Consider the following 24,019-nt stretch of genomic DNA (forward strand, 5'->3'; position numbering starts at 1 on the left):
GGGAGGCTCGGACACGATGACGCCGACTCGCGGACCCGCCATGACCGATGTCGCCCGGCTCGCAGGCGTGTCCCATCAAACCGTCTCCCGCGTCATCAACGGTCACCCCAACGTGACCGAAGCAACGAGAACGAAAGTGCATCAGGCGATCTCGGAGCTCGGCTACCGGCCGAACACTGCAGCTCGCGCCCTGGTCACCGGCCGGAGCAGGACCATCGGAATCGTGGGAACCGGGAATGCTCTCTACGGTCCGGTGTCGACGCTCTACAGCGTCGAATACGCAGCCCGCAAGGCCGGCTACTCCGTCGTGGTCGGCGTCCCCACCTCCTTCGAGGAGTCGGCGATCATCACCTGCGTGCGCCGATTGCAGAAGCAGGGAGTCGACGGCGTCGTCGTCATCGCTCCACTGCGAACCGACGGCGGCGACATCGCCGATCTGGCCGGCGAACTCCCGCTGGTCGCCGTCGAGGGTTCGCCTGCCGGTGATCTGGCCGTCGTCTCGGTTAATCAGATCGCCGGAGCGAGAGCCGCAACCGCCCACCTGCTCTCACTCGGACACAGTGCCGTGTGGCACGTGTCCGGCCCGCTGGGGTGGTACGAGGCCGCCGACCGCGTCACCGGATGGCGGCTGGCCCACGAGGATGCAGGCATCGATCCGCCTGCCGCCCTCAGCGGCGACTGGTCCGCGAAATCGGGGTTTCGGGCCGGCACCGAACTGGCCGGAAACACCGACGTCACTGCAGTGTTCGCCGGCAACGACTCCATGGCACTCGGGGTGCTGCGCGCACTGAACGTCCACGGCAAGCGTGTACCGGAGGACGTCAGCGTGGTCGGCTTCGACGACGTTCCCGACGCGGAATTCTTCTCACCACCGCTGACCACCATCCGCCAGGAATTCGCCGACGTCGGTGTCCGAAGCGTCGAAATTCTGCTCGACCAGATCGACACCGGAAACCTAAGCACCAGGCGTTCGAGCATCGAACCGAGATTGGTGATTCGAGCGAGCACCGGTGCCGCACGTGCATGAAACTTCGTAGCCTGCTACGAAGTTCTATGCACGTGGGCCGCAGGCCCTCTTATATCCGCAGCTGTATTTCCACCAGTAGCCGCGCGTCGGGATCGGTCAGGTCGAGGTCCAGGATCTGCTCGACGCGGCGAATACGGTAGCGCAGGGTGTTCGGGTGAATGTGCAGTCGCTCGGCACCGGCCCGAACATCACCGAAACACTCCAGATACGTCTCGAGACTCTCGCGCATTCTCGAGTCGTTGGTGGCGTCGTATCGGTCGAGGGCGGCGATCCGCGGGTCTCGGAGCTGTTCGTGATTGGCGATCAGTTCCAGGATCTCGCCCAGCAACACAGAGGTTCTCGACTCCTCCAGCGTCGTGACGCGTACCTCGCCGGTGGTGCCGTCGAGTACTCGGTCGACTTCGAATCTGGCCACCGCCACCCCGTCGAGGTCGGCGATCGGTGCGGCGACCGCGGCGCGCAGCGCCAGCGAGGTGCGCGTCTCGATCCGGCCAACGGCATCGGCGGTCCACGCCGCGATACCCGTGCCCGACGCCACCCCGGGAAACAGTGCGTAGATTCTCTCACCGATGATCGTGACCAACGAATCTCGGCGGAAAGCGCTGGCGTGCAATCGGATAGCCGGGGCCAAGGAGCTGATCTCGAACTCCCCGCAGGCAGCGAATCCGACGACCGCTGCAGATCCCGTGGTGGGTATCGACAGCGCCGATGCCAACGACGGGACGTCGACACCGCCGCCCCTGGCCCCCAGCAGGCGCTGAATCTGCAGGGCCTCGTTGGTGGGGGCATTCGCGATGCGGGTGATCAGTCGGGCCGCAACGGCGGAGGCACCACGCAGTACTGCGTCGGCGTCGGCGGCGAGCGGGGCGGAACCCTCCTGCACCCAGATCGTTCCGAGGGTCGTCGGGCCGATCGAAACGGTCGTTCCGCCGGCTCCACTCCTGCCGGCCATCCGACGAATCCCCACCGCGAGGCGTCGGCGAATCACCAGTTCGGGATCCGCGGGTACGTCGATGACGTCGTCGGTGCGGCGGAGTCGATCGAACACGCCGCGCTCGTGCAGTCTGCGCAGATAGTCCGCCGGACCTTCTCGCCCGAGTATCGACAGGGTGCGTAGTTCGTCGGCCGCGTCGTCGGATGCCGAATAGGCCAACACGTGCGAGCGCTCGTCCTCGATGCTCACCATGCCCTTCGTCAGCAACGCCACCGTCTGCGCGAGTTCGTACAGGTCGGTGTCGGCACCGAACAGTCCGTCGTCGGAGCTCTGGGCCCGGACTTGGTCGAGGACTCCACGCATCATCGACAGCAACAGCTCCCACCGTGTCTGCTGGTGCACCGCAACCAGTGCGATGCCTGTCTCTCGCGCACCGTGGGACAGCGCAGTCGAGGCGGCGACTTTGGTCAGCACCGCACGCGGTCGGTCTGCGACCGGGCGCAACGCGACATCGTCGAACCACCGCATCACATCGGCTTCGGTCACGCCCACCAGCAGCGCCAGATCAGCGGATGTTCCCGGAGGTGACCGCAGGTCGTCGGCGTCGAGCAGCGCGACGGACTCCACGGCCATGTCCATTCCCACCGGTGCCACCACGAGCTCGACGACGGCGCTGTGCAGTGAGGTCAGCAACGATCGCAGCGACACAGTGTTGGCCATACGGACAAGTACATCACGAATTCTTTGGCCGACGGGCTGATTGAACGAGCTGCGGATCGGTCTTCAATGAACACCACACACCGAAGACGAGGAGCAGCCATGGACGCCGTCACATCCGTCCCCACCCCCACCAACGAGCCGGTCAACACCTACGCCCCGGGGAGCCCGGAACGCGCTCGCCTCCGGACCAGCCTGACCGAGCTCCGGACATCGCCCGTTGAGATCCACCAGGTCATCGGCGGTGTCCACCGCGTTGCCGACGGTCCGGTCGAGAACGTCGTCGAGCCGCACAAGCACTCGTCGATCATCGGCAGCTTCACCGGTGCCACCCATCAGGATGTGCGTGACGCCATCGACGCCGCCACTGCCGCCGCCCCCGCGTGGCGCGATCTCCCCTTCGACGAGCGAGCCGCAGTGTTCCTGCGCGCCGCCGATCTGCTGTCCGGTCCGTGGCGCGAAAGAATCGCTGCTGCAACGATGCTCGGACAATCGAAGTCGGCCTATCAGGCGGAGATCGACGCGCCCTGCGAGCTCATCGACTTCTGGCGGTTCAACGTCGCATTCGCTCGGCAGATCCTCGCCGACCAGCCGGTCTCGGCTCCGGGAGTGTGGAACCGCGTCGAATACCGTCCGCTCGAGGGCTTCGTCTACGCCATCACCCCGTTCAACTTCACCGCCATCGCAGGCAACCTCCCCACCGCGCCTGCCTTGATGGGCAACACCGTGCTGTGGAAGCCCTCCCCCACTCAGGCAGTGGCCGCGTATCTGACGCTCCAGCTGCTCGAAGCCGCAGGTCTGCCACCAGGGGTGATCAACCTCGTTCTCGGCGACGGGCCGATGGTGTCCGAGGTGGCCCTTGCCGATCCGCGGCTGGCCGGAATCCACTTCACCGGATCCACCGCGACATTCCAGACGCTGTGGCGCGAGGTGGGCAACAACATCTCGAACTACCACTCCTACCCACGGCTCGTGGGCGAGACCGGCGGCAAGGACTTCATCGTCGCGCACAGCTCGGCCGACCCGGATGTGCTGACCACGGCCATGATTCGCGGCGCGTTCGACTTCCAGGGACAGAAGTGCTCGGCAGCGTCGAGGGCGTTCGTACCGAAATCGCTGTGGGCCGCGATGGGCGATACGTTCATCGAGCAGGTCTCGGCCCTGAAGTACGGCGACGTGACCGACCTGTCCAACTACGGCGGAGCCGTCATCGACCGAAAGGCGTTCGACCGCAACGCAGCAGCCCTCGATCGGGCGAAGTCCGTCTCGAGTCTGACCATCGCCGCCGGTGGTACCTGCGACGACTCGGAGGGGTACTTCGTCTCTCCCACTGTGCTTCTCGGCGACGATCCCACCGACGAGGCGTTCACCACCGAATACTTCGGCCCCATCCTCGCCGTCCACGTGTACGACGACAGCAGGCCCGACGCCTATGCCGAGACCCTGCGCACCGTCGACTCCGGATCGAAGTACGCATTGACCGGAGCGGTCATCGCCACCGATCGCACCGCCGTCGAACAGGCACATGCGGCATTGCGATTCGCCGCCGGGAACTTCTACGTCAACGACAAGCCGACCGGCGCAGTGGTGGGACAGCAACCGTTCGGCGGAGCCCGCGCGTCGGGCACCAACGACAAGGCCGGTTCACCGCAGAATCTGCTGCGCTGGGCCTCGGCCCGCACCGTGAAGGAAACGTTCGTACCGCCGACCACTCACGGCTACCCGCATCAGGAAGGTGAGGGCACGCGATGACCACTCTGCTGAGCAATCCGCTGCGGCCGGCACTGCTGGCGGCGGCTCGTTCACCGAAACTGCAGGCAACGGTGACGCGGCTGCGCGCCACCCGATCCCTCGTCGACCGCTTCGTCGCAGGCGAATCCGAGCCCGCAGCCGTCAGCGCAGTCGACGCCCTGCTGGCATCGGGCCGGTTCGTCTCGGTGGACTATCTCGGTGAGGACACCACCGATCGAGCTCAGGCGACAGCAACCGTGGACGCGTATCTGTCACTGATACAACGCTTCTCGACGCGTAACGCCGATGCGACAGCACTGGAGATCTCGCTGAAACTGTCGGCGCTCGGCCAGGGAATCGACCGGACTCTGGCACTCGAGAACGCACGGACGATCTGCACTGCTGCCGCCGCGGCCGGGGTGTGGGTGACGGTGGATGCCGAGGACCACACCACCACCGATTCGACCCTGTCGATCGTCCGCGAACTGCGCGTGGACTTCCCCGATCTGGGTACGGTGCTGCAGGCGTATCTGCGACGAACGGAGGCCGACTGCCGGGACCTGTCCGGGCCGAGATCTCGTATCCGACTGTGCAAGGGGGCGTACAACGAACCGTCGTCGGTAGCGTTTCAGGGTGCACGGGAGGTGTCCGACTCCTACCTCCGGTGCCTGCAGGTGCTGATGGACGGCCGCGGCTACCCGATGGTGGCCTCACACGATCCGGAGATGATCGAGGCGGCAGAACGTCTCGCGTCTGCTGCAGGACGGTCGTCCGAGGAGTTCGAATTCCAGATGCTGTACGGAATCCGCGACCCCGAGCAGCGGCGACTGGTGGACGCCGGACAACACGTTCGCGTGTACGTCCCGTACGGATCGCAGTGGTACGGCTACTTCATGCGCAGACTGGCCGAGCGTCCGGCGAACCTGGTGTTCTTCGCTCGATCGGTGCTCTCCCGCACGTAGTGGGCCGGCCGCTGTTCTCCCTCGGCGGTTCCGTGTGGATTAGGTTGCGCGGCATCGGGGCATCCCGAGGTCATGGCAAATTACAGAGTTATCGATCCGCACGGAACCGTCGTCGACACCAAGGACATCTCCAGTTCCGAGGACGCGCACGCGTGGTTCAAGGACAGCCGTTCCGACAACGAGGAGTTGGGGTGGCGACTCGAGGTCGAGCACGACGGCGAGTGGGCGTTCTTCAGCGATTCCGAAGGAACCAAGGACTAGTTCGCCTGTACGGAAACACTCACGGACGATCCTGCGCCCCGGCCACCCCGTCGGGCAGGGTCGTCCGTTTCTGTGAGGGACCGAACGAACAGTGGGCAGCCCCAGTACTGGAGCTGCCCACCTCTTGTCGCGGCGAAGATCGCCGGAGTATTACTGGTCGGTCGAAGGACGAGCCGTCGGAATCGTGGACTCGAGGTCGGCGACCTGGATCAGACGTGAGACCGAGCGTCCTGCGACGATCGACCATGATGCACCGATACCGGCCGTGTACTCACGGACTGCGTCGAAGACGGTGAGACCTGCGATGCCGAAGAACTCGACATTGGACAGATCGAGAGTGACATGCCGTTTGCTGGACACGCGGCTGCAGACGAAATCGGAGAACATCGGCGCGCTGCGCATGTCGATGTCGCCGTGGACGGCGACGACGAGTGAACCGTCGGGGCCGTCGTGCGCGGTGAAGATTGCTCCGGTTGCTGCGACCGACACGGACTTCTCCGCGACGGTCACCGGGGTGGTTCGAACTTTGTTGCCTGAAGATTCAACACTCATGGCAGATCCCATCGATCGGTCGAACTGAAGGGGAAACCGATTGACGCAGCGGGAGCAGAATTGTTGCCTGACCCGGACGCCGACTTCGCTGCGTTTCCCCGTGACCGGCTGTTAGCTCAACCACGGCCAACCCTACGTCACTCGCACGCTCGGCGTCCAGCATCGGATCGAGGAGGCCGCCCACCAGCAGTTCGAACACTGCGCCCGGGCGCACGCACTAGGCGCGAGTGCTGTCGCCCAGGTCGGCGTGGTGTTCGCGCATAGCACCGATGAGTGCTTCGAACACTCGATGCGCGGCGGCGAGATCCGTATCGGGGAGGTCCGCCAACGCAGCGCTGGTGCGCCTGCCGAGGGGTCCGAAGAACCCGCGAGCAACCTCCATCCCGTGCTCGTCGTAGCGCAGAATGACCTTGCGTCGATCGGACGCGTCGGATTCGCGACGGATGTGCCCCGACGCGATCATGCGCTCGACGAGGTAGGTCATCGCCGCGGACGACAGTCCCAACATGGTGCCCAGTTCGCCCGCCGTCAACGGCGCACCCTCGACATCGGCGACCATCACATGTAGCAGTGCTCGAAAATCGTTGGGGCGCAGGCTGTGTAGAGCCCCGAACACTTGGCCGATCTGTTCGGAGACCGACGACAGCGCTCGTAGATCCGCAGAGATCGCGGATTCGAGGTGGTCTCGGTCGGCCATGTCGGTGGTAACTCCTTCGCTACGGTCAACGTCAGAGTACTGCCCACAACAGATTCAGTTGCTTAATATCTAAGTAAATGAGATTGTTTGGAACGTGGACAGCACCCGAACCGAGAACCCCGCCGCCTTGGACCGCGTCGCCGCAGCCGTGACGCACCGTAGATCGTGGGCGATCGCGCTCGCCATCCTCGTTCTCTCCATCGCCGTCATGGGGCTGGTCGGCAGCAACGACTCCGCCGATCAATCACCGAACTCGTTGCCGACGTCGGCCGAGTCCTTCCAGGTGGACGAGCTGCTCTCTCAGTTTCCGGACTCCGACTCCGCCCCGGTGATTCTGGTACTGAGCCGCGTCGACGGCGGTGACCTCACACCGGCCGACATCGAAGGAGCAGCTGCCGCACAGAGCCGGCTGCTCGCCGTCGATCGTTCGGTACCGGACGAGCCCGGACCTCCCCCGATCGTCGCACCCGACGGCAAAGCTGCGATTGCGCTGGTCCAAGTCGATTCCGAGCTGTCGGGCTTCACGCTGAACGAACTGATCACCGAACTGCGGTCGGCCGCGACCGACGGCCTCGCACCGGAGCTGCGCGCTCAGGTCACCGGCGGACCCGCCTTCGGTGCCGACATCGCGAACTCGTTCTCCGGGGCCAACTTCACTCTTCTCGCCGTCACCGCACTCGTGGTGGCCGTCCTGCTCATCGTCACCTATCGGTCACCCATCCTGTGGTTGGTGCCGCTGGCCGTCATCGGATTCGCCGACCGTTTCGCCACCACCGTCGGCACCGCCCTGGCCGAGGTCACCGGCCTGTCCTTCGACGGGTCCACGTCGGGAATCACCAGCGTGCTGGTCTTCGGTGCCGGCACCAACTATGCGCTGCTGCTGATCTCTCGGTACCGCGAGGAACTGCGGCGCGAGCCCGATCATCGCCTCGCCCTCCGCCACGCCGTCCGCCAGGCCGGGCCTGCCATCCTCGCCAGCAACGCCACCGTCGTACTGGCGCTGCTCACGCTGCTATTGGCGATACTGCCGAGCACCCGCAGCCTGGGCGCTCTGGCCGCGGCGGGGCTCGTCGTCGCAGCGGTCTTCGTACTGTTCGTACTGCCGCCGCTCCTGGCACTCTGCGGCCCGAAACTGTTCTGGCCCTTCGTTCCCAAGGAATCGGACCGGGACACCACAACGGAGGGCGTCTGGCACTCGATCGCGGCGGGCGTCTCTCGGCGCCCCGTAGCGACGGCCTCGGTCACCATCGTTGCGCTGCTGGCCTGCTGCGCAGCATTGTTCGGGACCCAGATCGGACTCTCTCAAACCGAACAGTTCCGCGTGACCGCCGAATCCGTCGAAGGCTTCGACACTCTCTCGCAGCATTTCCCGGCCGGATCGGCCGACCCGATGACGGTCCTCGCCCCCACCGCTGAGATCGACGGGGTCATCAGCACAGTGGAGGGGATCGACGGAGTCGTCTCGGTCGACCGCGTCGCAGATTCGGACACCGGACTCACTCGCCTCTCGGTCGTCACCGACGCCGCTCCCGCATCGGACGAGTCGTTCGCCGTGGTCGAGAGTCTTCGCTCAGCACTCGCAGGGGTGGACGACGCTCGAGTAGGTGGCAGCGACGCCAAGGCGCTCGACACCACGGACGCAGCGGCTCGCGATCGCCTCGTGGTCATTCCCGCCATCCTCGCGGTTGTGCTCGCCGTACTCCTGGTCCTGCTGCGCGCCCTCGTCGCACCCGTGATCCTGGTTGCCACAACGGTATTGAGCGCAGTGGCCGCGATCGGGATCGGCAGCTGGGTGAGCCTGCACATCTTCGGATTTCCCGCCCTCGACGACAACACTCCGCTGTTCGCGTTCCTGTTCCTCGTCGCCCTCGGCGTGGACTACACCATTTTCTTGGTCACACGCACCCGCGAGGAGACACCGCGGCACGGCACCAGATCTGCCATCGTGCGGGCGGTGTCGGCTACCGGAGGTGTCATCACGAGCGCCGGAATCGTGCTGGCTGCCGTGTTCTGTGTGCTCGGCGTCCTCCCGCTGATCACTCTGACCCAACTCGGCATCATCGTCGGACTCGGTATTCTGCTCGATACCTTCGTCGTACGCACCGTGGTGATTCCCGCCCTGTTCACCCTCATCGGCCCGGGGATCTGGTGGCCGAACAGGATCGATTCGAGCAAGACCACAACCGCAACTCAAGGAGCGAACACATGAAGATCCGCAACGCATTCGGCCGCACCGCACTCGTCGGTGCCCTCGCCGCTGGTGCACTGCTGACCGCGGCCCCGGCTCAGGCGCAGCCGGTCGGCCCCCTGGGATCGGTCGGCCTCGAGCCGCTGGCTCCGATCCCGTCACTCGACGTCGAGCGCTACCTGGGCACCTGGAACCAGGTTGCCGCCGTGCCGCAGCCCTTCAACCTGATCTGTGCGCGTGACACGCAGGCGAACTACCAGATGATCGACGAGGCCAACATTCGCGTCGAGAACACCTGCACCACCTGGACCGGCCAGGAGAACCGCATCGTCGGTAACGCCCGAGTCAACGACACCGTCACCAATGCCCAACTGCACGTGAGCTTCCCGGGCGTCCCCACGCAGGAGAGCCAGGAGGGCCCGACCAACTACATCGTGGCCTACATCGCCGACGACTACTCCTGGGCGTTCGTCGGAAGCCCCAACCGCACGTCCGGATTCGTACTCAAGCGCACGCCCGACGTCAGCGTCGAGCAGTTTCGTGAGATCCGCGGCGTCGTCGAGTCGTTGGGTTACGACTCGAACTTCATCACCACGACGCCCACCCCGGGCGGCGCGACGACGATTCAGCAGCTCTCGACGGTGTAAGTGCGGCGGAGCCGCAGTGGTGCGGTTGAGTGCTGCAGAGGGCACGCGGGAGTGGAGCCCGCGGAACGACCCAGAGACAGAGCCGCACCACTGCCGGAGGCACTCAGCTCGCGGACAGGATCGAGATAGCGAAGATCAAGCTGTCTCCCGGTTCGATTCCTGCCTGCGGCTGACCGCTCGGGTAGCCGTCCGCCGCGGTCGCAGCGACGGCGACGGTCGAGCCGACAGTCTGTCCAGCGATGGCTTTCTGAAAGCCCCCGACAACCCCGGTGAGTGGGAACTCGACCGGTGCACCCCGGTCGAAGCTGCTGTCGAAGGTTTCCCCGGTGCGTCCGTTGACGCCCATGTAGCAGACGGAGACCTCGGCGTCGGCTGCAACGACCGGTCCGTCTCCCTCTGCCAGGGTCTCCACCTGTGTCTCGGCGACGCTGAACGGCGCTTCGACGGTGACCGCGGGTGCTGCCGTGTCCGTGGATCCGACGACGGCGATGCTGCCGGTGTCTCCGTCCAGCGTCCAGTCGGGTGTGGCAGCGGCGTCGGGTTCCGCGGTGGGGCAGGTGCTCGGGGCTGTGGCACCGGTGCTTGCCGACGCCGACGCCGACGGAGTGGAGGTCGCCGGGGACGAGGAGTCCGCATCCGAACTGCAGGCTCCCGCCATCAGGGCGAGCGAGGCGGAGGCGGCCAGGAACATGGTGCGGGTGTAGGAGTGATTCACCGCGCCCACGGTACAAGTACCGCCCCCGATGCCCGTCACACCGCGGCGCGAAGCACGTCTGCCACCGGGGTGGATGCGCGACCGATCAGGGACTGCAGGTCTCCGGAATCGGTGTCGAGTTCGCCGCGAGAAATGCCGGCGTCCGCGCTGGCCAACATCGTTGCCACGAAGTCGGGCAGTCCTGCGCCCTGGAGAATCGCGGCGTACTCGGACTCGGAGACGTCCTTGTAGGCGATCGACTTGCCGGAGATCTCGCTGATGACGGCGGCAAGCTCGGCGTAGGTGAGGCGTTCGTCGCCGCCGAGCTCGTAGATCTTTCCGCCCTGATCGTCGAGTGTCAGCACGGCGGCGGCCGCGGCGGCGAAGTCGACGCGAGACGCGGCGGCGAGCTTGCCGTTGCCTGCCGCACCGAGGAGCACTCCGCCCTCGATGGTCTGCGCGAGGGAGCCGAGGTAGTTCTCCCAGTACCAGCCGTTGCGCAGAAACACAGCGGGGATCGGCGAGGCCGTCAGCCGTTCCTCGGTGGCCTTGTGCTCGGGCGCGAGGCTGATGCCGGAAGTGTCGGCGGCGAGCAGGCTCGTGTACGCGACGAGTCCCACACCGGCGGCCTCCGCTGCCTCGATGACGTTGGTGTGCTGCGCAATTCGCTGCCCGACCTCCGAACCCGAGACCAGCAGCAGCTTGTCCACGCCCGCGAACGCAGTCGTCAGGGCGGCCGAATCGGAGTAGTCGGCTACGCGCACCACCACACCGCGTTCGGCGAGCGTCGACGCCTTGTCCGCGTCGCGTACGACCGCCACGATGTCTGCGGGCGAGAGACCGCGTTCGATGAGTGCGTCGACGACGAGTCCGCCGAGGTTGCCCGTTGCTCCGGTTACCGCTGTGGTCATGATCGAGCTCCTGAGGTTGAGGTTTCAAGTTCTGCACCACTATGCACTTACTTTTCGTGCAGTGCAAGCAGATCGATCACTGCTTCTGTTTCCACATGCGCTAGCATGGCGGAATGCCCGAACCCGCCGCGTCACTCGAAGCGTCCGTCTTCGCGCGGGACTGCGCGTCGAGACAGACCTTGCAGAACGCGACCAGCAGGTGGGGCGTCCTCGCACTCGCCGCGCTCACCGAAGGCGACTATCGATTCAACGCTCTGCGCCGACGCGTCGACGGCGTGAGCGAACGCATGCTCTCGCAAACTTTGCAGACCCTCGAACGCGACGGCCTCATCGTGCGTACCGTGCTCGAAACCATTCCACCGAAGGTCGAGTACAGCCTCACCCCACTCGGACGCGACGTCGGCACCCGATTGACCGACCTCATCGAACTCATCGAAGGCTCGATGCCCGCCGTTCTCGAATCTCGCGCCCAGCACGACGCTCGCTGATCAGCCGGGCGTTATCGCTTCGTTATGCTACCGAGTTGAATTCGTGATTCCGATGACCTCCGACGGCGTTGCAACGGGGTAACACTCGGACGGAGGGAGTCGGGTCCCGAGAGGGTTGCCCGGCGACCGACACGATCGGCACACCGGTGCCGACGCACCGATCTCGGGAGGCATTCACCATGTTCCACACCAAGAGAATTGTCGGCGGCGCAGCAGCATTCGGATTCGCCTGTGCGTTCGCGGCACTGGTACCCGGCACCGCATCGGCCGCGCCGGTCGCCTGCACCACAGCACCCGGCGGAGTCGATGTCGCCACGATCGACGGAGGATCGCAGTGCGACAGTTCCGCCGACGTCGCGAGCGCGGCGGCCGGCTTCGGGCTGGAGGGTTGGGGCTCGGCCGAGGCCATGAACAACGCAGCCGCGCTTGCACTCGGACTGAATGGTGGAACTGCCGTCAGCAACGGCAGTTTCGGCGGCGCGCCTGCAGCCATCGCGTTCGGCCCGGGTGCCGTCGCACAGAACACCGCAGCCGGCCTCGGGCTCTCCATCGCCGTGGCAGCGCCGGGCTCGACCATCACGCTCACCCCGACCGGTGCGGTGTGCAACGGTGCCGGCATTGCCGGCAGCTTCACCACCTTGCAGGGCTGCATCGGCTGACGTGCGCCACGGGGGCGGACACGAGTGGGCGATATGGATGTCACGGGGGTCCGCGTGATCTACAGTCTCACTGACCGACAGTCTCGGTCACCCACAGTCTCGGAACGCGAGCCGGCAACGGCCCGCTGAACAAGGAGTTCGACCGCAATGATGTCCTACCTGCTCTACGACGTTCTGCTCCCCCAACTCGGCCACGACGTCGCGTCGTACTGGGCACACCTGTTGGTCGTCGCCCCGATCTGAGTTCTCGGGTCCGATACGAAAAAGGCATCCCCGCTCGGCCAAGCCGGGCGGGGATGCTTCGTTCGAAGGGCCCGAATCGAATCAGACGGGTTGAGGCAACAGCCGCGTCAGCACGTCGGACAGGGTCACGACGCCGACGCTGCGCGCCGGATCGTCCGCCGCCGCCGAGCCGTCCACCACCAGAGCCAGGTGGTGCCGGGTCTCGCGCATCGACTGCAGGGCAACGTACACCGGAGTCGTCGCCTCGAGTGTGTACGCCGGACGCGTGATCTCCGCGAGGGTCTGCGGAGCGGTCAACGTATCGCGCACGTGCACCACTCCCTTGACCACATCGGCGTCGCTGACCAGGATCCGCAGATGCCCCGAACGACGCGACGCCTCGCGCACGTCGTCGATGGTCGCCGTCGACGGCACCGACGTCGGCTTGCCGAACTGGCGCACCAGATCGCCGACCGTCAGTTCCTGCAGTTCGAGCGCACTCGCGATCTGCGCTTGGTAGCTGGCGTCGAGAGCACCGACATTCACCGAGTGCTCCACCAACTGGCGAAGATCGTCGGCGTTCTGGCCCGTACCCACGGTGTCGGCCGGCTCGACGCCGACCCGGCGCAGGCACCAGTTGGCCATGTTGTTCAGTGCCGTCAGAACCGGGCGGGTGACAAACATGAACCCGCGCATAGGAATTGCGAGCATCGTTGCCGACTTCTCCGGATGGGCGATGGCCCAGGACTTCGGAGCCATCTCACCGACCACCAGGTGCAGGAAGGTGACGACGATCAGCGCGAGCACGAAGCCGAGGACGTCGGCGAACCAGTACGGCAGGCCGCCACTCTCGAACAGAGGCGTGAGCCAGTAGTGCACGGCCGGCTTGGTCGTCGCACCGAGGCCGAGGGTGCAGACGGTGATGCCCAGTTGGGAGCCGGCAAGCAGGACGGTCAGCTCGGACGAACTGCGCAGCGCTGCCCGCGCTGCCCGTGAATTGGGAGCGGCGTCTTCGAGTCGATGCCGTTTGGCGGCCAACAGCGCGAACTCGACGGCCACGAAGAAGGCACTGGCAGCGATGAGACCGATCGTGACGGCCAGGAAAACCCAGATGTTGCTCATCGGTGCACACTTTCCTTCGTCTCGGCCGACTCGTCGTCGTGCTCCGGGTCACGCTCGCCGAGCGTCAGGGTCAGCAGAGACGGGACGTGGCTGTCGATCTCCTCGATCTCGAGGATCACGAAGCGAACGGGACTCTCCTCGTCGTTCGCCAGATCAGCGTTGTCCGGTGGTAGGTCCACTTCGATACGTTCACCGATGTCCGGCAGAGATCCGTTGTGCGCGATGGCGAAACCGGCGATGGTCTCGTAATCGCCCTCGGGCAGATCGATACCGATGGAGCGTTCGACCTCGTCGATGTGCACTTCACCGGCCATGGTCCAACTACCGTCGTCGGCACTGACCGGGCTCGGATCGGACAGGTCGTCGTCATGCTCGTCGGTGATCTCGCCGACCAGTTCCTCGGCCAGGTCCTCGATCGTGATGACGCCGGTCAGACCGCCGTATTCGTCGATGACACAGGCCAATTGGTTCTTCGTCGAGCGCAACTCGCGCATCGCGTCGGGCAGGCTCTGGATCTCCGGAAGGATCAACGCGTCCCGCGTGAGCTCAGAGATCGGCGTGGAGCCCGGCACCGTCGCGGCCAGTACGTCCGCGAGATGGACAACGCCGACGATGCCGTCGTCGTCGTCGAGCACCGGGTACCGAGAGTGTTCCTGACCCATCAGGGCCGCGACCTCGGCGAGGGTGTCGGTATCGCGAACCGTCGCCGAACGTGAACGCGGAATCATCGCGTGTTCGACTGTGCGAGTAGGAAAGTCGAGGATCCGATCGAGTAGCGTCGACAACTCGTCGGGCAGATCGCCGGTCTCGCGTGAGTCCGAGACGATGTGCTCGAGGTCGCGCAGGCTGGCCGAATGCTCCACGTCGTGCACCGGCTCGATCTTGAGCGCCTTGAGCAACAGGTTCGACGACTGATCGAAGATGGTGATCAACCAGCCGAAGAGCTTGAGGTAGATGGTCGTCGACAGCGACAGCCATCGGGCCACCGGCTCGGGACGAGCGATGGCGAAGTTCTTGGGGAACAGCTCGCCGAACAGCATCTGCACGAACGTCGCGAAGGTGATCGCCAGAACTGCGCCCAGGCCGACACCGACTGCCGTCGGAACTCCGACGCCGCCCAGTATTGCGCCGAACGACTGACCGATCAGCGGTTCGGCCACGTAGCCGACCAGCAGGCCGGTGACCGTGATACCCAACTGGGCACCGGACAGCATGAACGACGTGCGCTTGGTGACGGTCAAGGTGCGAGCGGCGACGGCGTCGCCGGCCTCGGCGCGAGCCTTGAGACGGGACCGGTCGACGGTCATGTACGCGAATTCCTGGGCTACGAAGTAGCCGGTCGCGACGGTGATGAGAAAAACGACGAGCAGGCCGAGCAGAAGAGTGAGCAGAACGCTCATTCGCCGGACACCGCCTCGCACGTAGTAGCCGTAGTGCGGGGAGCCGTGTCCGGCCCGGGTTTATCGCTGTCCATGATTCCTCGGGGTCGTATGGTGTGAAGTTTGTCCGATACTACCGGGTCACGGTGCCTTCACGACGAGTACGGGAACCGGGCAGTCCAGGAGCACCCGCTGCACGGTGCTGCCCATCAGGAACTTGCCCACCGCGGATCGACGCTTCGAGCCGATGACGACCATGCCTGCACCGACGTCGGCAACGAGGTCCACCAACGCACCCGCCGGGTCGCCGCCGTCCGGTTCGACGCGCACGGTCGTCGCTTTCCCGGGGAGGGCTCGCTCCACTTCCGCCTGAGCCGCGCTCTGGTCCTCCGCCGATACGGAATCGCGGTCCACCACGGACAATACGATCAGCTCGGCCTGACGCAGCTCGGCCTCGGCGGCACCACGTCGCAACGCTTCCTGCCCCTCCGGTGTGTTGCTCATCGCTACTGCCACTGCGCTCGCTACCGACACGGTGTCTCCCGTTGCTCGAATCCATCGAAGATCGTCCTCGATGTTGTGAACTGGACTAATCCGACAGACTGTATCTAACCTGACGCTGTGACACACCACACGAAAGGTTTCTGATGGCGATATCGCCCACACTGTTACGAACGGCCGGAGCCTTGGTGGTGGTGGGAGCGGTGACCGTCGCGGGAATCGACGCCGCCAACAGTGCCAGCGGCTCCGATGCCCGCGCCAAGCTCACGTTGATCGCACCGGCCGCTGCGGGCGGCGGCTGGGATCTTGTCGCCCGTGAATCGCAGCAGGCACTGCGCAGCGACGGCATCGTCAACAACGCCCAGGTCGTCAACGTCCCCGGTGCAGGCGGCACCATCGGCCTGAGCCAGCTCGACAACCTCAGTGGGCAGCCCACCACCGTCATGATCACCGGCACCGTCATGCTCGGCGGTATCGCGATCAACAACTCCGAGACGACTTTGGCCGACACGGTCCCGATCGCAAAACTCGCCGAGGACTTCGAGGTGTTCGTCGTCCCGAAGGATTCACCGATCCAGAATCTCGAGGACATGATCGAGGCGTGGCGCGCCAACCCCGGCGGACTTCCGATCGGCGGCGGTTCGCTCGGCGGAATCGACCACATCGTCGCGGGTCAGTTGGCGCAGGAAGCCGACATCGACCCCGCCGCAATCAATTACATCGCCTACTCCGGTGGCGGTGAGGTACTCACGTCATTGCTGTCGAACACCGTCGGCGTTGCCGTCAGTGGCTTCAACGACTTCCGCGATCAGATCGAGGCCGGCAACGTGCGCGCGCTCGCCGTGGCCTCACCCGAGCCGCTCGAAGAATTCGACGTGGACACGTTCATCGAACAGGGCTACAACGTCGACCTCGTCAACTGGCGCGGAATCGTTGCACCACCGGGCATCTCGGACGAGGATCGACAGACTCTGATCGAGATCGTCTCCGAGATGGTCGAGACCGAGCAGTGGGCCACGGCCGTCGAACGCAACCGTTGGAAGGAATCGGTTCTGACCGGAGACGAATTCGGCGAATTCCTCGACGTCGAGCAGGCACGCATCACCGGACTTCTCGAGGAGCTGGGGCTGGTATGACAACAACGACTACCGACACGGACACATCTCGTTCGTTCTGGACGGGCCGCAGTGGACTGATCGTTCCGGCGTTGCTCGTCGCGCTCGGAGCCTTCTTGGTCTACGGCACCATCACGATGGACGTTCCCTCGACCGCGACATCACCGGGCCCACAGGTCTTTCCGGCGATCGTCGCGGGCGGCTGCTTCGTCGTCGCCCTGCTGGTGACCATCCAACTGATGGTCAAGCCCGAGGTGGTGGACCGCGGCGTCGACGAGGACGGGGTGCCACACACCGGCACCGTCAGCAACTGGCGCACCCTGTCGATCACCGTCGGATCGGTGGCGGTGTTCATCGCCCTCCTCGACCCGCTCGGCTGGGTTCTGGCAGGCGCGATCCTGTTCTGGGGAGTCTCGATCGGATTGGGCGGTCGCCGTTACGTGTTCGACGCGGCCGTGGCACTGCTGGTCTCGAGCGCCATTCAGATCGCATTCTCCGCGGGCCTCGGCCTGACCCTGCCCGGCGGCGTTCTCGCCCAGATCTTCTGACGGAGCTGACTTTCCGATGGATTCATTGAGCAATCTTCTCGACGGGTTCGGCACCGCGCTGACTCCGATGAACCTGGTCTGGGTGTTCGTCGGCGCACTGCTCGGTACTGCCGTCGGCGTCCTACCCGGTCTCGGCTCGGCGATGGCGGTGGCGCTGCTGCTGCCCGTCACCTTCACCCTCGACCCCACCGCGGCGCTGATCATGTTCGCCGGTGTGTATTTCGGCGGCCTGTTCGGCGATTCGATCTCCGGCATCCTGATGAACACCCCCGGCAACAGCACCGCAATCGCCGGGACCTTCGAGGGGCACCGGATGGCCAAGAACGGCCGAGCCCCACAGGCTTTGGCCACCTCGGCCATCGGCGCGTTCATCGGCGGCATCGTCGCCACGACCCTGGTGGTGTTCTTCGCTCCCACGCTCGCGTCGTTGGCAACCAACTTCGGTCCCGCCGAATACCTCGCCCTCGCTGTGTTCGCGTTCATCGCCACCTCGGCGGTGGTCTCGGACTCGGCACTCAAAGGCCTGACCGCTCTGCTGATCGGCCTCACCCTGGCCGTGATCGGTATCGACGGTCCCTCGGGCGCGTCACGATTCACCTTCGAGGTACCTGCCCTCTTCGACGGCATTCACATCGTCGTCATCACCGTCGCGATGCTCGCGCTCGGCGAGGTCATCCACATCGCATCCAAGATCGGTCGACCCGAGGATCGCAGCCTGATCAAGTCGCAGGGACGTCCGTGGCTGAGCAAGGCCGAGTTCCGCGATGCAATGCCGGCCTGGTTGCGCGGCACGGCATTCGGCGTGCCGTTCGGTGTGATCCCCGCGGGCGGTGCCGAAGTACCGAGCTTCCTGGCGTACGGCACCGAGCGCAGGCTCGATCGCAAGCGCGAGAAGCCGATGTTCGGCAAGGGTGCCATCCGCGGTGTCGCCGGACCGGAGGCCGCCGGAAACTCCACGGCCGGAACGGCAATGGGAGCGCTACTGGCTCTGGGTCTGCCGACGTCGGCGACCGCGGCCATCATGTTGGCTGCCTTCCAGCAGTACGGCATGCAGCCCGGGCCCCTGCTGTTCGAGCGCAGCGGAGACATCGTCTGGGCCCTGCTGGCGAGCTTGTTCATCGCGATGATCGTGCTGCTGATCCTCAATCTGCCGTTCGCACCGCTGTGGGCGCAGCTGCTGAAGATCCCGAAGAACTACCTCTACGCCGGCATCTCGGTGTTCGCCGCCCTCGGCGTCTATGCGTCGAGTGCCTCGATCGTGGATCTGATCTTCATGCTCGGGCTCGGCATCGTCGGATTCATGATGCGCCGCTACGACATTCCGCTCGCCCCGGTGCTGATCGCGGTGATCCTCGGCCCGCTTGCCGAGGAATCACTTCGACGCGCACTGGCCGTCAGCGAGGGCGACCCGTCGATCCTCGTCAGCAGCGGCATCACCATCGTGCTGTACGCACTGATGATCATCGCCGTGGTGTTCTCGATCGTCAGCAAGATCCGGGCCCGCAAGACCGCGGACTTCTGACTGTGGTTCGCCGGTAGTCGTGGCGGGTCACGCGTAATACAGCGAGTAGTACCTCTCGCCTATCCATTGCGACGTGACCCGCCACGACCGAATAGCCCCTGGCGGCCCCGGCTCGGTGGAAGCCGCGAGAAAGTATCGAGTCGGTTGCTGTCCTCGACTCCAGTCGCGGAAGTGCCAGTTGACGTCGAGAATCGGCTTGGCCAGTGACGGAATCTGGCTCTGCTGCTCCTGAATCCGGGCATTCATGAAACCTTGATCGGAAAAGACGTTTACCGCGCGGCAACGGCAGTAGTACGCAATCGTTCCGGCTTCTCCGTCGAGTTCCACCAACTCGGTGCCGACCAAGGCACCGAGCTCACGGCCCAAGACTTCGTACTGCTGTGCCGAAGTCCAGTTCGTCGTGATGGGCGGCACAGCCTTGTCTGCACGAAAGAAGATGACGGCCCCACTGACGACGATCGCGGTAACCAGCACTGCCACGCCGACTGCGTGGAGTATTCCTGTCCGCGTGTACACGAAGGCAACGAGGAAGATGGACAAGGTTGCGACAGTAGGAACGAAATACCAGTGGTACGGCGGAACACCTATCACGGAGTAGCCGGCGAAGACCAACAATCCGCCCACCGCTGCGGAGACGAACACCCGCAGCTCAGGCCGCAGGTAACGCCTGTACAACGCATACGAGAGCGAGAACAGCAAAGCTGACGCCCCTGCAACAACAGGAACGATCGACATGATCGTCATCGTGGGGGTTCGTTGCAGAAACAGAAAGACCCCGTTGGCGAATGTCTCGCCCTCCCACGACCGCTGCACCGCCTTGATGAAAAAGGTGTCTGGAATAACCGAACCGAGCAGGATCCAACTGATCAGATACCAGGCTCCACAGATCGAAGCGAACGCTGCCAGTGCGCGAACCCACTGCGCCCGTAACGCGCGAAAGGACAATGCCAGCGGTAACAACAACAAGATGGTGTCCGGTCGGGTCAGCACGAGTAAGGCTGCGGCAACGCCGAAGGAAACGGGCCGAGACCGGACGATGCTCAGCAGCGACACCCCGAGAACAGCGACGAGAAGCGTACTTTCCATCCCGATGGTCGACATCATCAACGGGTTGACGAGCACAAGCCCGGCAGCGAGAACTCCACCTCGAGGTGGCAGATTCACGGTCACGAAGACTTGGCGCAAGGAAACTGCCAGAACCGACCCGGACATGACGTATACGATGCCGCAGGCGAGAACGGGATCGCGGACGAGGGCGGTCACCGTCCCGGAAGCGATGACGTTCAGAGCAGAGGTCGCCGTGTTGGAAGGGATGGACTCCACCAAGGCCCACTGGAAATGGAACCCGAAATTCTGCGCGTAGCCCAAGCCGATGTACGCGTCGTCGATCAGTGCGTCTTTCAGAAGGACGAATTGCACCGTCAACAACGCAGTGACCACTGCACCCCACGCTAACGAAGTAGCGGACACGATCGCCGACACCGACGAAGTGGTTTCACGCGATGGCTGACGCGTCAGGATATTCATATCAGGAGAAGCTTAACCGTGATCGCCCCTCGTTCTCGTGGAGATCGAGGGGCGTCGCGGCCGGGAATCCGTCAGTGCTGCAGGGCCGGGTAATCCGTGTAGCCCTTGGCACCGTCGGTGTAGAAGGTGCTCGGATCCGGCTCGTTCAACGGCAGATCCTCGCGCCAGCGGTATGCGAGATCGGGGTTGGCGATCGCCGGACGTCCGACGACGACGGCGTCACCGATGCCGTCGTCCAGGAGCGACAGCGCCTCGTCGCGGTTGGTGATCTCACCGAAACCACTGTTGACCAGTACGGCACCACCGAAGGCCTGCCGCAGATCCTGAACCAGCTCGCCCGCCGGATCCTTGTGCAGCACGCTGAGATACGCCAGACCCAGCGGTGCAATCCGGTCGACCAACGCACGGTAAGTGGCCCGCACGTCCGCGGCGTCCGTTTCGAGCGCATCCTGAATGTTGTGCGCCGGTGAGATTCGAATGCCCACCTTGCCTGCGCCCAGAGCTGCGACCACTGCCTCGACGACCTCGGCGACGAAGCGCGCACGGTTCTCGGGCGAGCCGCCGTACTTGTCGTCTCGCTGGTTCGATGCCGGCGAGAGGAACTCGTGCAACAGGTATCCGTTGGCACCGTGAATCTCGACACCGTCCATGCCGGCCGCGATCGCATTCTTCGACGCCTGCACGAAGTCCTCGATCACCGAAGGCAGCTCGTCCTCACGCAACGCGCGCGGGGTGGGGTACGGCTTCTTGCCCTCGTAGGTGTGGGTCTCCCCCTCGATGGCGATGGCACTGGGGCCGACGACCTCACGGCCACCCGTCGTCGCCTCGTGAGTCACGCGACCGGCGTGCATGACCTGAGCGACGATCAAGCCGCCATCGGCGTGCACTGCGTCGGCGACGTTGCGCCAACCCTCGATCTGCTCGTCCGTGACCAGACCGGGCTGACCGGGGAAGCCCTGGCCTGCATGGCTCGGGTAGGTGCCTTCACTGACGATGAGCCCCAAAGATGCCCGCTGCTTGTAGTGCTCGACCACCATCGGGCCCGGCACGCCGTCCTTGCCGGACCGCACCCGCGTGAGCGGGGCCATCACCAGCCGATTGTCGAGCTTCAGGTCACCGAGCGTCAACGGGGTGAACAACTTCATGGATCTCTCTCCTTACGAGTGCGTGCACAATCTTTGCCACTGTTCACTCCGAACTCGAAAGATCCGCCGAGCTATTCCGCCTCGAGATATTGCTCACGCAGTGGTGTGGCCAAGGCCCCCAGAGGGGACTCAGCCGCACCACTGCGCGGAGCGCACTCAGAGGATGTACAGCATCTCCTGATACGTCGGCAGCGGCCACAGATCGTCGGCCACCATCGCCTCGAGCGTGTCCGACGCAGAGCGGACGGCAGCCATGGCGGGCAGCAGTTCGTCCTTGGCGTGCGTGGCCTCGGCCAGAGCGTCGCCACCCGGGTCGGCTTCCAGCGCGCCCTTCAATGTCGCCAACGCTGCCCGCAGCTCCGACAGTGGAGCCGAGACCGCCTGCAGCGCAGTCATGTCCACGTCGTCGACACCCGCGCCCTTGAGCGCGCTGACGTTCTGCGCCAGCTCGGTCTGGTAGCGCACCGCCGCGGGCAGGATGGACGTCTGGCCCATCTCCAGCGTCAACCGCGCCTCGACGAACACCGTCAACGCGTACTGCTCGAGCCCGATCTCGTAGCGCGAGTGCATCTCTCGGTGGTTGAAGACCTTGTACTTCTCGAACAGTTCCATGGCCGAGTCCGAGATCAGCTCGGGCAACGCGTCGAGCGTCGTGCGCAGGTTCGGTAGCCCGCGCTCCTCGGCCTCGATCTGCCAGTTGTCGGAGTAGCCGTCGCCGTTGAACACCACCGCGCCGTGCTCGGTGATGATCTCCGTCAGGAGGTTCTGCACGGCGGTGTCGAAATCGGTGCCGTCGGCGACGGCCGCTTCGAGGTTGGTCGCCATGTAGTCGAGAGCCTCGGCCATGATCGTGTTGATCGTGACCATCGGGCCGTTGACGGTCTGCATCGAACCGGGGGCGCGGAACTCGAACCTGTTGCCGGTGAACGCGAACGGGCTGGTTCGGTTGCGATCGCCGGGATCGGTGGGCAGCACGGGCAGGGTGTCGGCACCGATCATCATGGTGCCCTTGCCCTTCGACGACGTGGCCGCGCCCTTGGCGATCTGATCGAACACGTCGGCGAGCTGATCGCCGAGGAAGATCGAGATGATCGCGGGCGGAGCCTCGTTGGCACCGAGGCGGTGATCGTTGGTCGCCGACGCCACCGATGCGCGCAGCAGGCCGCCGTACTTGTGTACCGCGCGGATGACGGCGGCACAGAAGACGAGGAACTGCGCGTTGTCGTGCGGATTGTCGCCGGGCACCAGGAGCGATCCCAGGTCCGAGTTGCCGAGCGAGAAGTTGACGTGCTTGCCCGAGCCGTTGACGCCCTCGAAAGGCTTCTCGTGGAACAGGCACTCCATGCCGTGCTTCTTGGCGATCGTCTTGAACGTCGTCATCAGCAGTTGCTGGTGATCGGCCGCGATGTTGCCGCGCTCGAACATCGGGGCGATCTCGAACTGTCCGGGTGCGACCTCGTTGTGCCTGGTCTTGGCCGGGATACCGAGCTTGAACAGCTCCCGCTCGGTGTCCATCATGAAGCCGAGGACGCGCTCGGGGATGGCACCGAAGTAGTGGTCGTCGAATTCCTGGCCCTTGGGCGGCTTCGAGCCGAACAGGGTGCGACCGGCATTGAGCAGGTCGGGACGGGCCAGGAAGAAGTGCCGGTCGACGAGGAAGTACTCCTGCTCCGGGCCACAGAACGAGACGATGTTCTCGATGTTCTCGTGCCCGAACAACTTCAGGATGCGCTCGGCGTGTCCGCCCATGGCCTGCTGGCTGCGCAGCAGCGGCGTCTTGTGGTCGAGGGCTTCACCGGTCATCGAGACGAACACCGTCGGGATACAGAGGGTGTTGCCGTTCGGGTTCTCGAGCACGTACGCCGGGCTGGTGACGTCCCAGCCGGTGTATCCGCGGGCCTCGAACGTGTTGCGCAGGCCGCCGTTGGGGAAGCTGGAGGCGTCGGGCTCGCCTTGGATCAGCGTCTTGCCCGCGAATTCTGCGAGTGCGCTGCCGTCACCGACCGGGTCGAAGAAGCTGTCGTGCTTCTCGGCCGTCAATCCGGTGAGGGGGTAGAAGACGTGCGCGTAGTGCGTCGCACCCTTTTCGAGGGCCCAGTCCTTCATCGCCGACGCCACCGCGTCGGCAACCATCGGGTCGAGCTTCTTGCCTTTGTCGATCGTCGCCATCACCGACTTGAAGACCGATTTGGGCAGACGCTTCTGCATGACGACCTTGCTGAAGACGTTCTCACCGAAGATCTCGCCCGGCTTCTCGTCTCCGACGAAGCTGACCGCAGGCGGTACATACGCCTCGACGTCTTTGATCGCCTGCAGGCGTACGGTATTTCCACTCATGGCTACCCCTTGACAAGGTGCTGCTCCGCACCTGGATTGTGCGGAGTCCGACCCGGCGACTGTACGAATGCCTCGTGGCGGTGGTGTTTCGTCGCTGTGTCCACTGCGATGCAAAACCGCGATCGGAGTTTCT

22 protein-coding genes are annotated in these 24,019 nt (G+C 64.9%); 11 read left to right on the plus strand and 11 right to left on the minus strand.

Going from position 1 to position 24,019, the window contains the following annotated elements; genetic code table 11:
• Positions 1–16: 16 nt before the first annotated feature.
• Positions 17–1,027, plus strand: a complete 1,011-nt coding sequence (locus tag AABD04_RS19235; protein WP_341442140.1) for a LacI family DNA-binding transcriptional regulator — start codon at positions 17–19, stop codon at positions 1,025–1,027.
• A 49-nt stretch (positions 1,028–1,076) separates the two neighbouring features.
• Here the strand turns inward: AABD04_RS19235 and AABD04_RS19240 are convergent, their stop codons facing one another.
• Entirely contained in the window at positions 1,077–2,681 is a 1,605-nt protein-coding gene (locus AABD04_RS19240; RefSeq protein ID WP_341442141.1) for a PucR family transcriptional regulator, read from the minus strand.
• 99 nt (positions 2,682–2,780) lie between these two features.
• Here AABD04_RS19240 and pruA point away from each other — a divergent pair, with 99 nt between their 5' ends.
• From pruA to AABD04_RS19255, 3 genes are all read left to right on the plus strand, one after another.
• Positions 2,781–4,430, plus strand: coding sequence for an L-glutamate gamma-semialdehyde dehydrogenase (gene pruA / locus AABD04_RS19245; protein ID WP_341442142.1), 1,650 nt, complete (start codon positions 2,781–2,783; stop codon positions 4,428–4,430).
• Positions 4,427–5,371 (plus strand): proline dehydrogenase family protein, encoded by a 945-nt coding sequence (locus AABD04_RS19250; RefSeq protein ID WP_341442143.1) that lies wholly within the window; start codon positions 4,427–4,429, stop codon positions 5,369–5,371. Before pruA ends, AABD04_RS19250 begins: the two co-directional genes overlap by 4 nt.
• Before the next feature lie 72 nt (positions 5,372–5,443).
• The gene (locus tag AABD04_RS19255; RefSeq protein WP_243593907.1) at positions 5,444–5,632 is read left to right on the plus strand and encodes a hypothetical protein; all 189 of its coding nucleotides are present in this window, start codon (positions 5,444–5,446) and stop codon (positions 5,630–5,632) included.
• Positions 5,633–5,782: 150 nt separating this feature from the next.
• Here the strand turns inward: AABD04_RS19255 and AABD04_RS19260 are convergent, their stop codons facing one another.
• On the minus strand, positions 5,783–6,184 hold the full coding sequence (locus AABD04_RS19260) for an STAS domain-containing protein (protein WP_243593908.1): 402 nt from the start codon (positions 6,182–6,184) through the stop codon (positions 5,783–5,785).
• Between the two features lie 217 nt (positions 6,185–6,401).
• Positions 6,402–6,881, minus strand: a complete 480-nt coding sequence (locus AABD04_RS19265; RefSeq protein ID WP_243593909.1) for a MarR family winged helix-turn-helix transcriptional regulator — start codon at positions 6,879–6,881, stop codon at positions 6,402–6,404.
• 148 nt (positions 6,882–7,029) lie between these two features.
• On the opposite strand from AABD04_RS19265, the gene AABD04_RS19270 reads away from it, so the two are divergent.
• Both AABD04_RS19270 and AABD04_RS19275 read left to right on the plus strand, forming a co-directional pair.
• Complete coding sequence (locus AABD04_RS19270; protein WP_341443103.1) at positions 7,030–9,090, plus strand: MMPL family transporter; 2,061 nt, start codon at positions 7,030–7,032, stop codon at positions 9,088–9,090.
• Complete coding sequence (locus AABD04_RS19275; protein WP_341442144.1) at positions 9,087–9,716, plus strand: lipocalin family protein; 630 nt, start codon at positions 9,087–9,089, stop codon at positions 9,714–9,716. Before AABD04_RS19270 ends, AABD04_RS19275 begins: the two co-directional genes overlap by 4 nt.
• A 103-nt stretch (positions 9,717–9,819) precedes the next feature.
• Here the strand turns inward: AABD04_RS19275 and AABD04_RS19280 are convergent, their stop codons facing one another.
• Both AABD04_RS19280 and AABD04_RS19285 read right to left on the minus strand, forming a co-directional pair.
• A complete protein-coding gene (locus AABD04_RS19280; RefSeq protein WP_341443104.1) occupies positions 9,820–10,407 on the minus strand; it encodes an FKBP-type peptidyl-prolyl cis-trans isomerase in 588 nt (195 codons plus the stop codon).
• Positions 10,408–10,466: 59 nt separating this feature from the next.
• Positions 10,467–11,321: an SDR family oxidoreductase gene (locus tag AABD04_RS19285; protein WP_341442145.1), complete on the minus strand. Its 855-nt coding sequence runs from the start codon at positions 11,319–11,321 to the stop codon at positions 10,467–10,469.
• Between the two features lie 113 nt (positions 11,322–11,434).
• Between AABD04_RS19285 and AABD04_RS19290 the strand changes: the two genes are divergently transcribed.
• Together AABD04_RS19290 and AABD04_RS19295 are read left to right on the plus strand one after the other, a co-directional pair.
• Positions 11,435–11,809 carry a winged helix-turn-helix transcriptional regulator gene (locus AABD04_RS19290; RefSeq protein ID WP_341442146.1) on the plus strand — a complete coding sequence of 125 codons (375 nt, stop codon included), beginning with the start codon at positions 11,435–11,437 and terminating at the stop codon, positions 11,807–11,809.
• Between the two features lie 179 nt (positions 11,810–11,988).
• Complete coding sequence (locus AABD04_RS19295; RefSeq protein ID WP_341442147.1) at positions 11,989–12,468, plus strand: DUF6764 family protein; 480 nt, start codon at positions 11,989–11,991, stop codon at positions 12,466–12,468.
• Positions 12,469–12,792: 324 nt separating this feature from the next.
• Here AABD04_RS19295 and AABD04_RS19300 read toward each other — a convergent pair whose 3' ends face one another.
• The 3 genes from AABD04_RS19300 to AABD04_RS19310 all read right to left on the minus strand — a co-directional run bounded on the left by AABD04_RS19300 (position 12,793) and on the right by AABD04_RS19310 (position 15,725).
• Positions 12,793–13,812: a hemolysin family protein gene (locus AABD04_RS19300; RefSeq protein ID WP_341442148.1), complete on the minus strand. Its 1,020-nt coding sequence runs from the start codon at positions 13,810–13,812 to the stop codon at positions 12,793–12,795.
• On the minus strand, positions 13,809–15,212 hold the full coding sequence (locus AABD04_RS19305) for a hemolysin family protein (protein WP_341442149.1): 1,404 nt from the start codon (positions 15,210–15,212) through the stop codon (positions 13,809–13,811). Before AABD04_RS19305 ends, AABD04_RS19300 begins: the two co-directional genes overlap by 4 nt.
• A gap of 120 nt (positions 15,213–15,332) precedes the next feature.
• Positions 15,333–15,725 carry a universal stress protein gene (locus AABD04_RS19310; RefSeq protein ID WP_243593916.1) on the minus strand — a complete coding sequence of 131 codons (393 nt, stop codon included), beginning with the start codon at positions 15,723–15,725 and terminating at the stop codon, positions 15,333–15,335.
• Between the two features lie 113 nt (positions 15,726–15,838).
• Between AABD04_RS19310 and AABD04_RS19315 the strand changes: the two genes are divergently transcribed.
• The 3 genes from AABD04_RS19315 to AABD04_RS19325 are packed head-to-tail and all read left to right on the plus strand — an operon-like array spanning position 15,839 to position 18,877.
• Positions 15,839–16,828 (plus strand): Bug family tripartite tricarboxylate transporter substrate binding protein, encoded by a 990-nt coding sequence (locus AABD04_RS19315; RefSeq protein ID WP_341442151.1) that lies wholly within the window; start codon positions 15,839–15,841, stop codon positions 16,826–16,828.
• Entirely contained in the window at positions 16,825–17,355 is a 531-nt protein-coding gene (locus AABD04_RS19320) for a tripartite tricarboxylate transporter TctB family protein (protein WP_341442152.1), read from the plus strand. Before AABD04_RS19315 ends, AABD04_RS19320 begins: the two co-directional genes overlap by 4 nt.
• 16 nt (positions 17,356–17,371) lie before the next feature.
• Complete coding sequence (locus tag AABD04_RS19325) at positions 17,372–18,877, plus strand: tripartite tricarboxylate transporter permease (RefSeq protein WP_341442153.1); 1,506 nt, start codon at positions 17,372–17,374, stop codon at positions 18,875–18,877.
• A 27-nt stretch (positions 18,878–18,904) separates the two neighbouring features.
• Here the strand turns inward: AABD04_RS19325 and AABD04_RS19330 are convergent, their stop codons facing one another.
• The 3 genes from AABD04_RS19330 to AABD04_RS19340 form a co-directional block, all read right to left on the minus strand.
• On the minus strand, positions 18,905–20,317 hold the full coding sequence (locus tag AABD04_RS19330; RefSeq protein WP_341442154.1) for a hypothetical protein: 1,413 nt from the start codon (positions 20,315–20,317) through the stop codon (positions 18,905–18,907).
• 158 nt (positions 20,318–20,475) lie between these two features.
• Positions 20,476–21,549 (minus strand): alkene reductase, encoded by a 1,074-nt coding sequence (locus AABD04_RS19335; protein ID WP_341442155.1) that lies wholly within the window; start codon positions 21,547–21,549, stop codon positions 20,476–20,478.
• A gap of 156 nt (positions 21,550–21,705) precedes the next feature.
• Positions 21,706–23,886 carry a glutamine synthetase III family protein gene (locus AABD04_RS19340; protein ID WP_341442156.1) on the minus strand — a complete coding sequence of 727 codons (2,181 nt, stop codon included), beginning with the start codon at positions 23,884–23,886 and terminating at the stop codon, positions 21,706–21,708.
• Positions 23,887–24,019 lie beyond the last annotated feature (133 nt).

The organism is Rhodococcoides navarretei (assembly GCF_038069675.1).
GTDB lineage: Bacteria > Actinomycetota > Actinomycetes > Mycobacteriales > Mycobacteriaceae > Rhodococcoides > Rhodococcoides navarretei.

Bases quoted from the DNA above. Each gene is read 5' to 3' on its own strand.
- AABD04_RS19235 (WP_341442140.1), top strand. From the start codon at position 17: ATGACGCCGACTCGCGGACCCGCCATGACCGATGTCGCCCGGCTCGCA.
- AABD04_RS19240 (WP_341442141.1), bottom strand. From the start codon at position 2,681: ATGGCCAACACTGTGTCGCTGCGATCGTTGCTGACCTCACTGCACAGC.
- pruA (WP_341442142.1), top strand. From the start codon at position 2,781: ATGGACGCCGTCACATCCGTCCCCACCCCCACCAACGAGCCGGTCAAC.
- AABD04_RS19250 (WP_341442143.1), top strand. From the start codon at position 4,427: ATGACCACTCTGCTGAGCAATCCGCTGCGGCCGGCACTGCTGGCGGCG.
- AABD04_RS19255 (WP_243593907.1), top strand. From the start codon at position 5,444: ATGGCAAATTACAGAGTTATCGATCCGCACGGAACCGTCGTCGACACC.
- AABD04_RS19260 (WP_243593908.1), bottom strand. From the start codon at position 6,184: ATGAGTGTTGAATCTTCAGGCAACAAAGTTCGAACCACCCCGGTGACC.
- AABD04_RS19265 (WP_243593909.1), bottom strand. From the start codon at position 6,881: ATGGCCGACCGAGACCACCTCGAATCCGCGATCTCTGCGGATCTACGA.
- AABD04_RS19275 (WP_341442144.1), top strand. From the start codon at position 9,087: ATGAAGATCCGCAACGCATTCGGCCGCACCGCACTCGTCGGTGCCCTC.
- AABD04_RS19280 (WP_341443104.1), bottom strand. From the start codon at position 10,407: ATGTTCCTGGCCGCCTCCGCCTCGCTCGCCCTGATGGCGGGAGCCTGC.
- AABD04_RS19285 (WP_341442145.1), bottom strand. From the start codon at position 11,321: ATGACCACAGCGGTAACCGGAGCAACGGGCAACCTCGGCGGACTCGTC.
- AABD04_RS19290 (WP_341442146.1), top strand. From the start codon at position 11,435: ATGCCCGAACCCGCCGCGTCACTCGAAGCGTCCGTCTTCGCGCGGGAC.
- AABD04_RS19295 (WP_341442147.1), top strand. From the start codon at position 11,989: ATGTTCCACACCAAGAGAATTGTCGGCGGCGCAGCAGCATTCGGATTC.
- AABD04_RS19300 (WP_341442148.1), bottom strand. From the start codon at position 13,812: ATGAGCAACATCTGGGTTTTCCTGGCCGTCACGATCGGTCTCATCGCT.
- AABD04_RS19305 (WP_341442149.1), bottom strand. From the start codon at position 15,212: ATGAGCGTTCTGCTCACTCTTCTGCTCGGCCTGCTCGTCGTTTTTCTC.
- AABD04_RS19315 (WP_341442151.1), top strand. From the start codon at position 15,839: ATGGCGATATCGCCCACACTGTTACGAACGGCCGGAGCCTTGGTGGTG.
- AABD04_RS19320 (WP_341442152.1), top strand. From the start codon at position 16,825: ATGACAACAACGACTACCGACACGGACACATCTCGTTCGTTCTGGACG.
- AABD04_RS19325 (WP_341442153.1), top strand. From the start codon at position 17,372: ATGGATTCATTGAGCAATCTTCTCGACGGGTTCGGCACCGCGCTGACT.
- AABD04_RS19335 (WP_341442155.1), bottom strand. From the start codon at position 21,549: ATGAAGTTGTTCACCCCGTTGACGCTCGGTGACCTGAAGCTCGACAAT.
- AABD04_RS19340 (WP_341442156.1), bottom strand. From the start codon at position 23,886: ATGAGTGGAAATACCGTACGCCTGCAGGCGATCAAAGACGTCGAGGCG.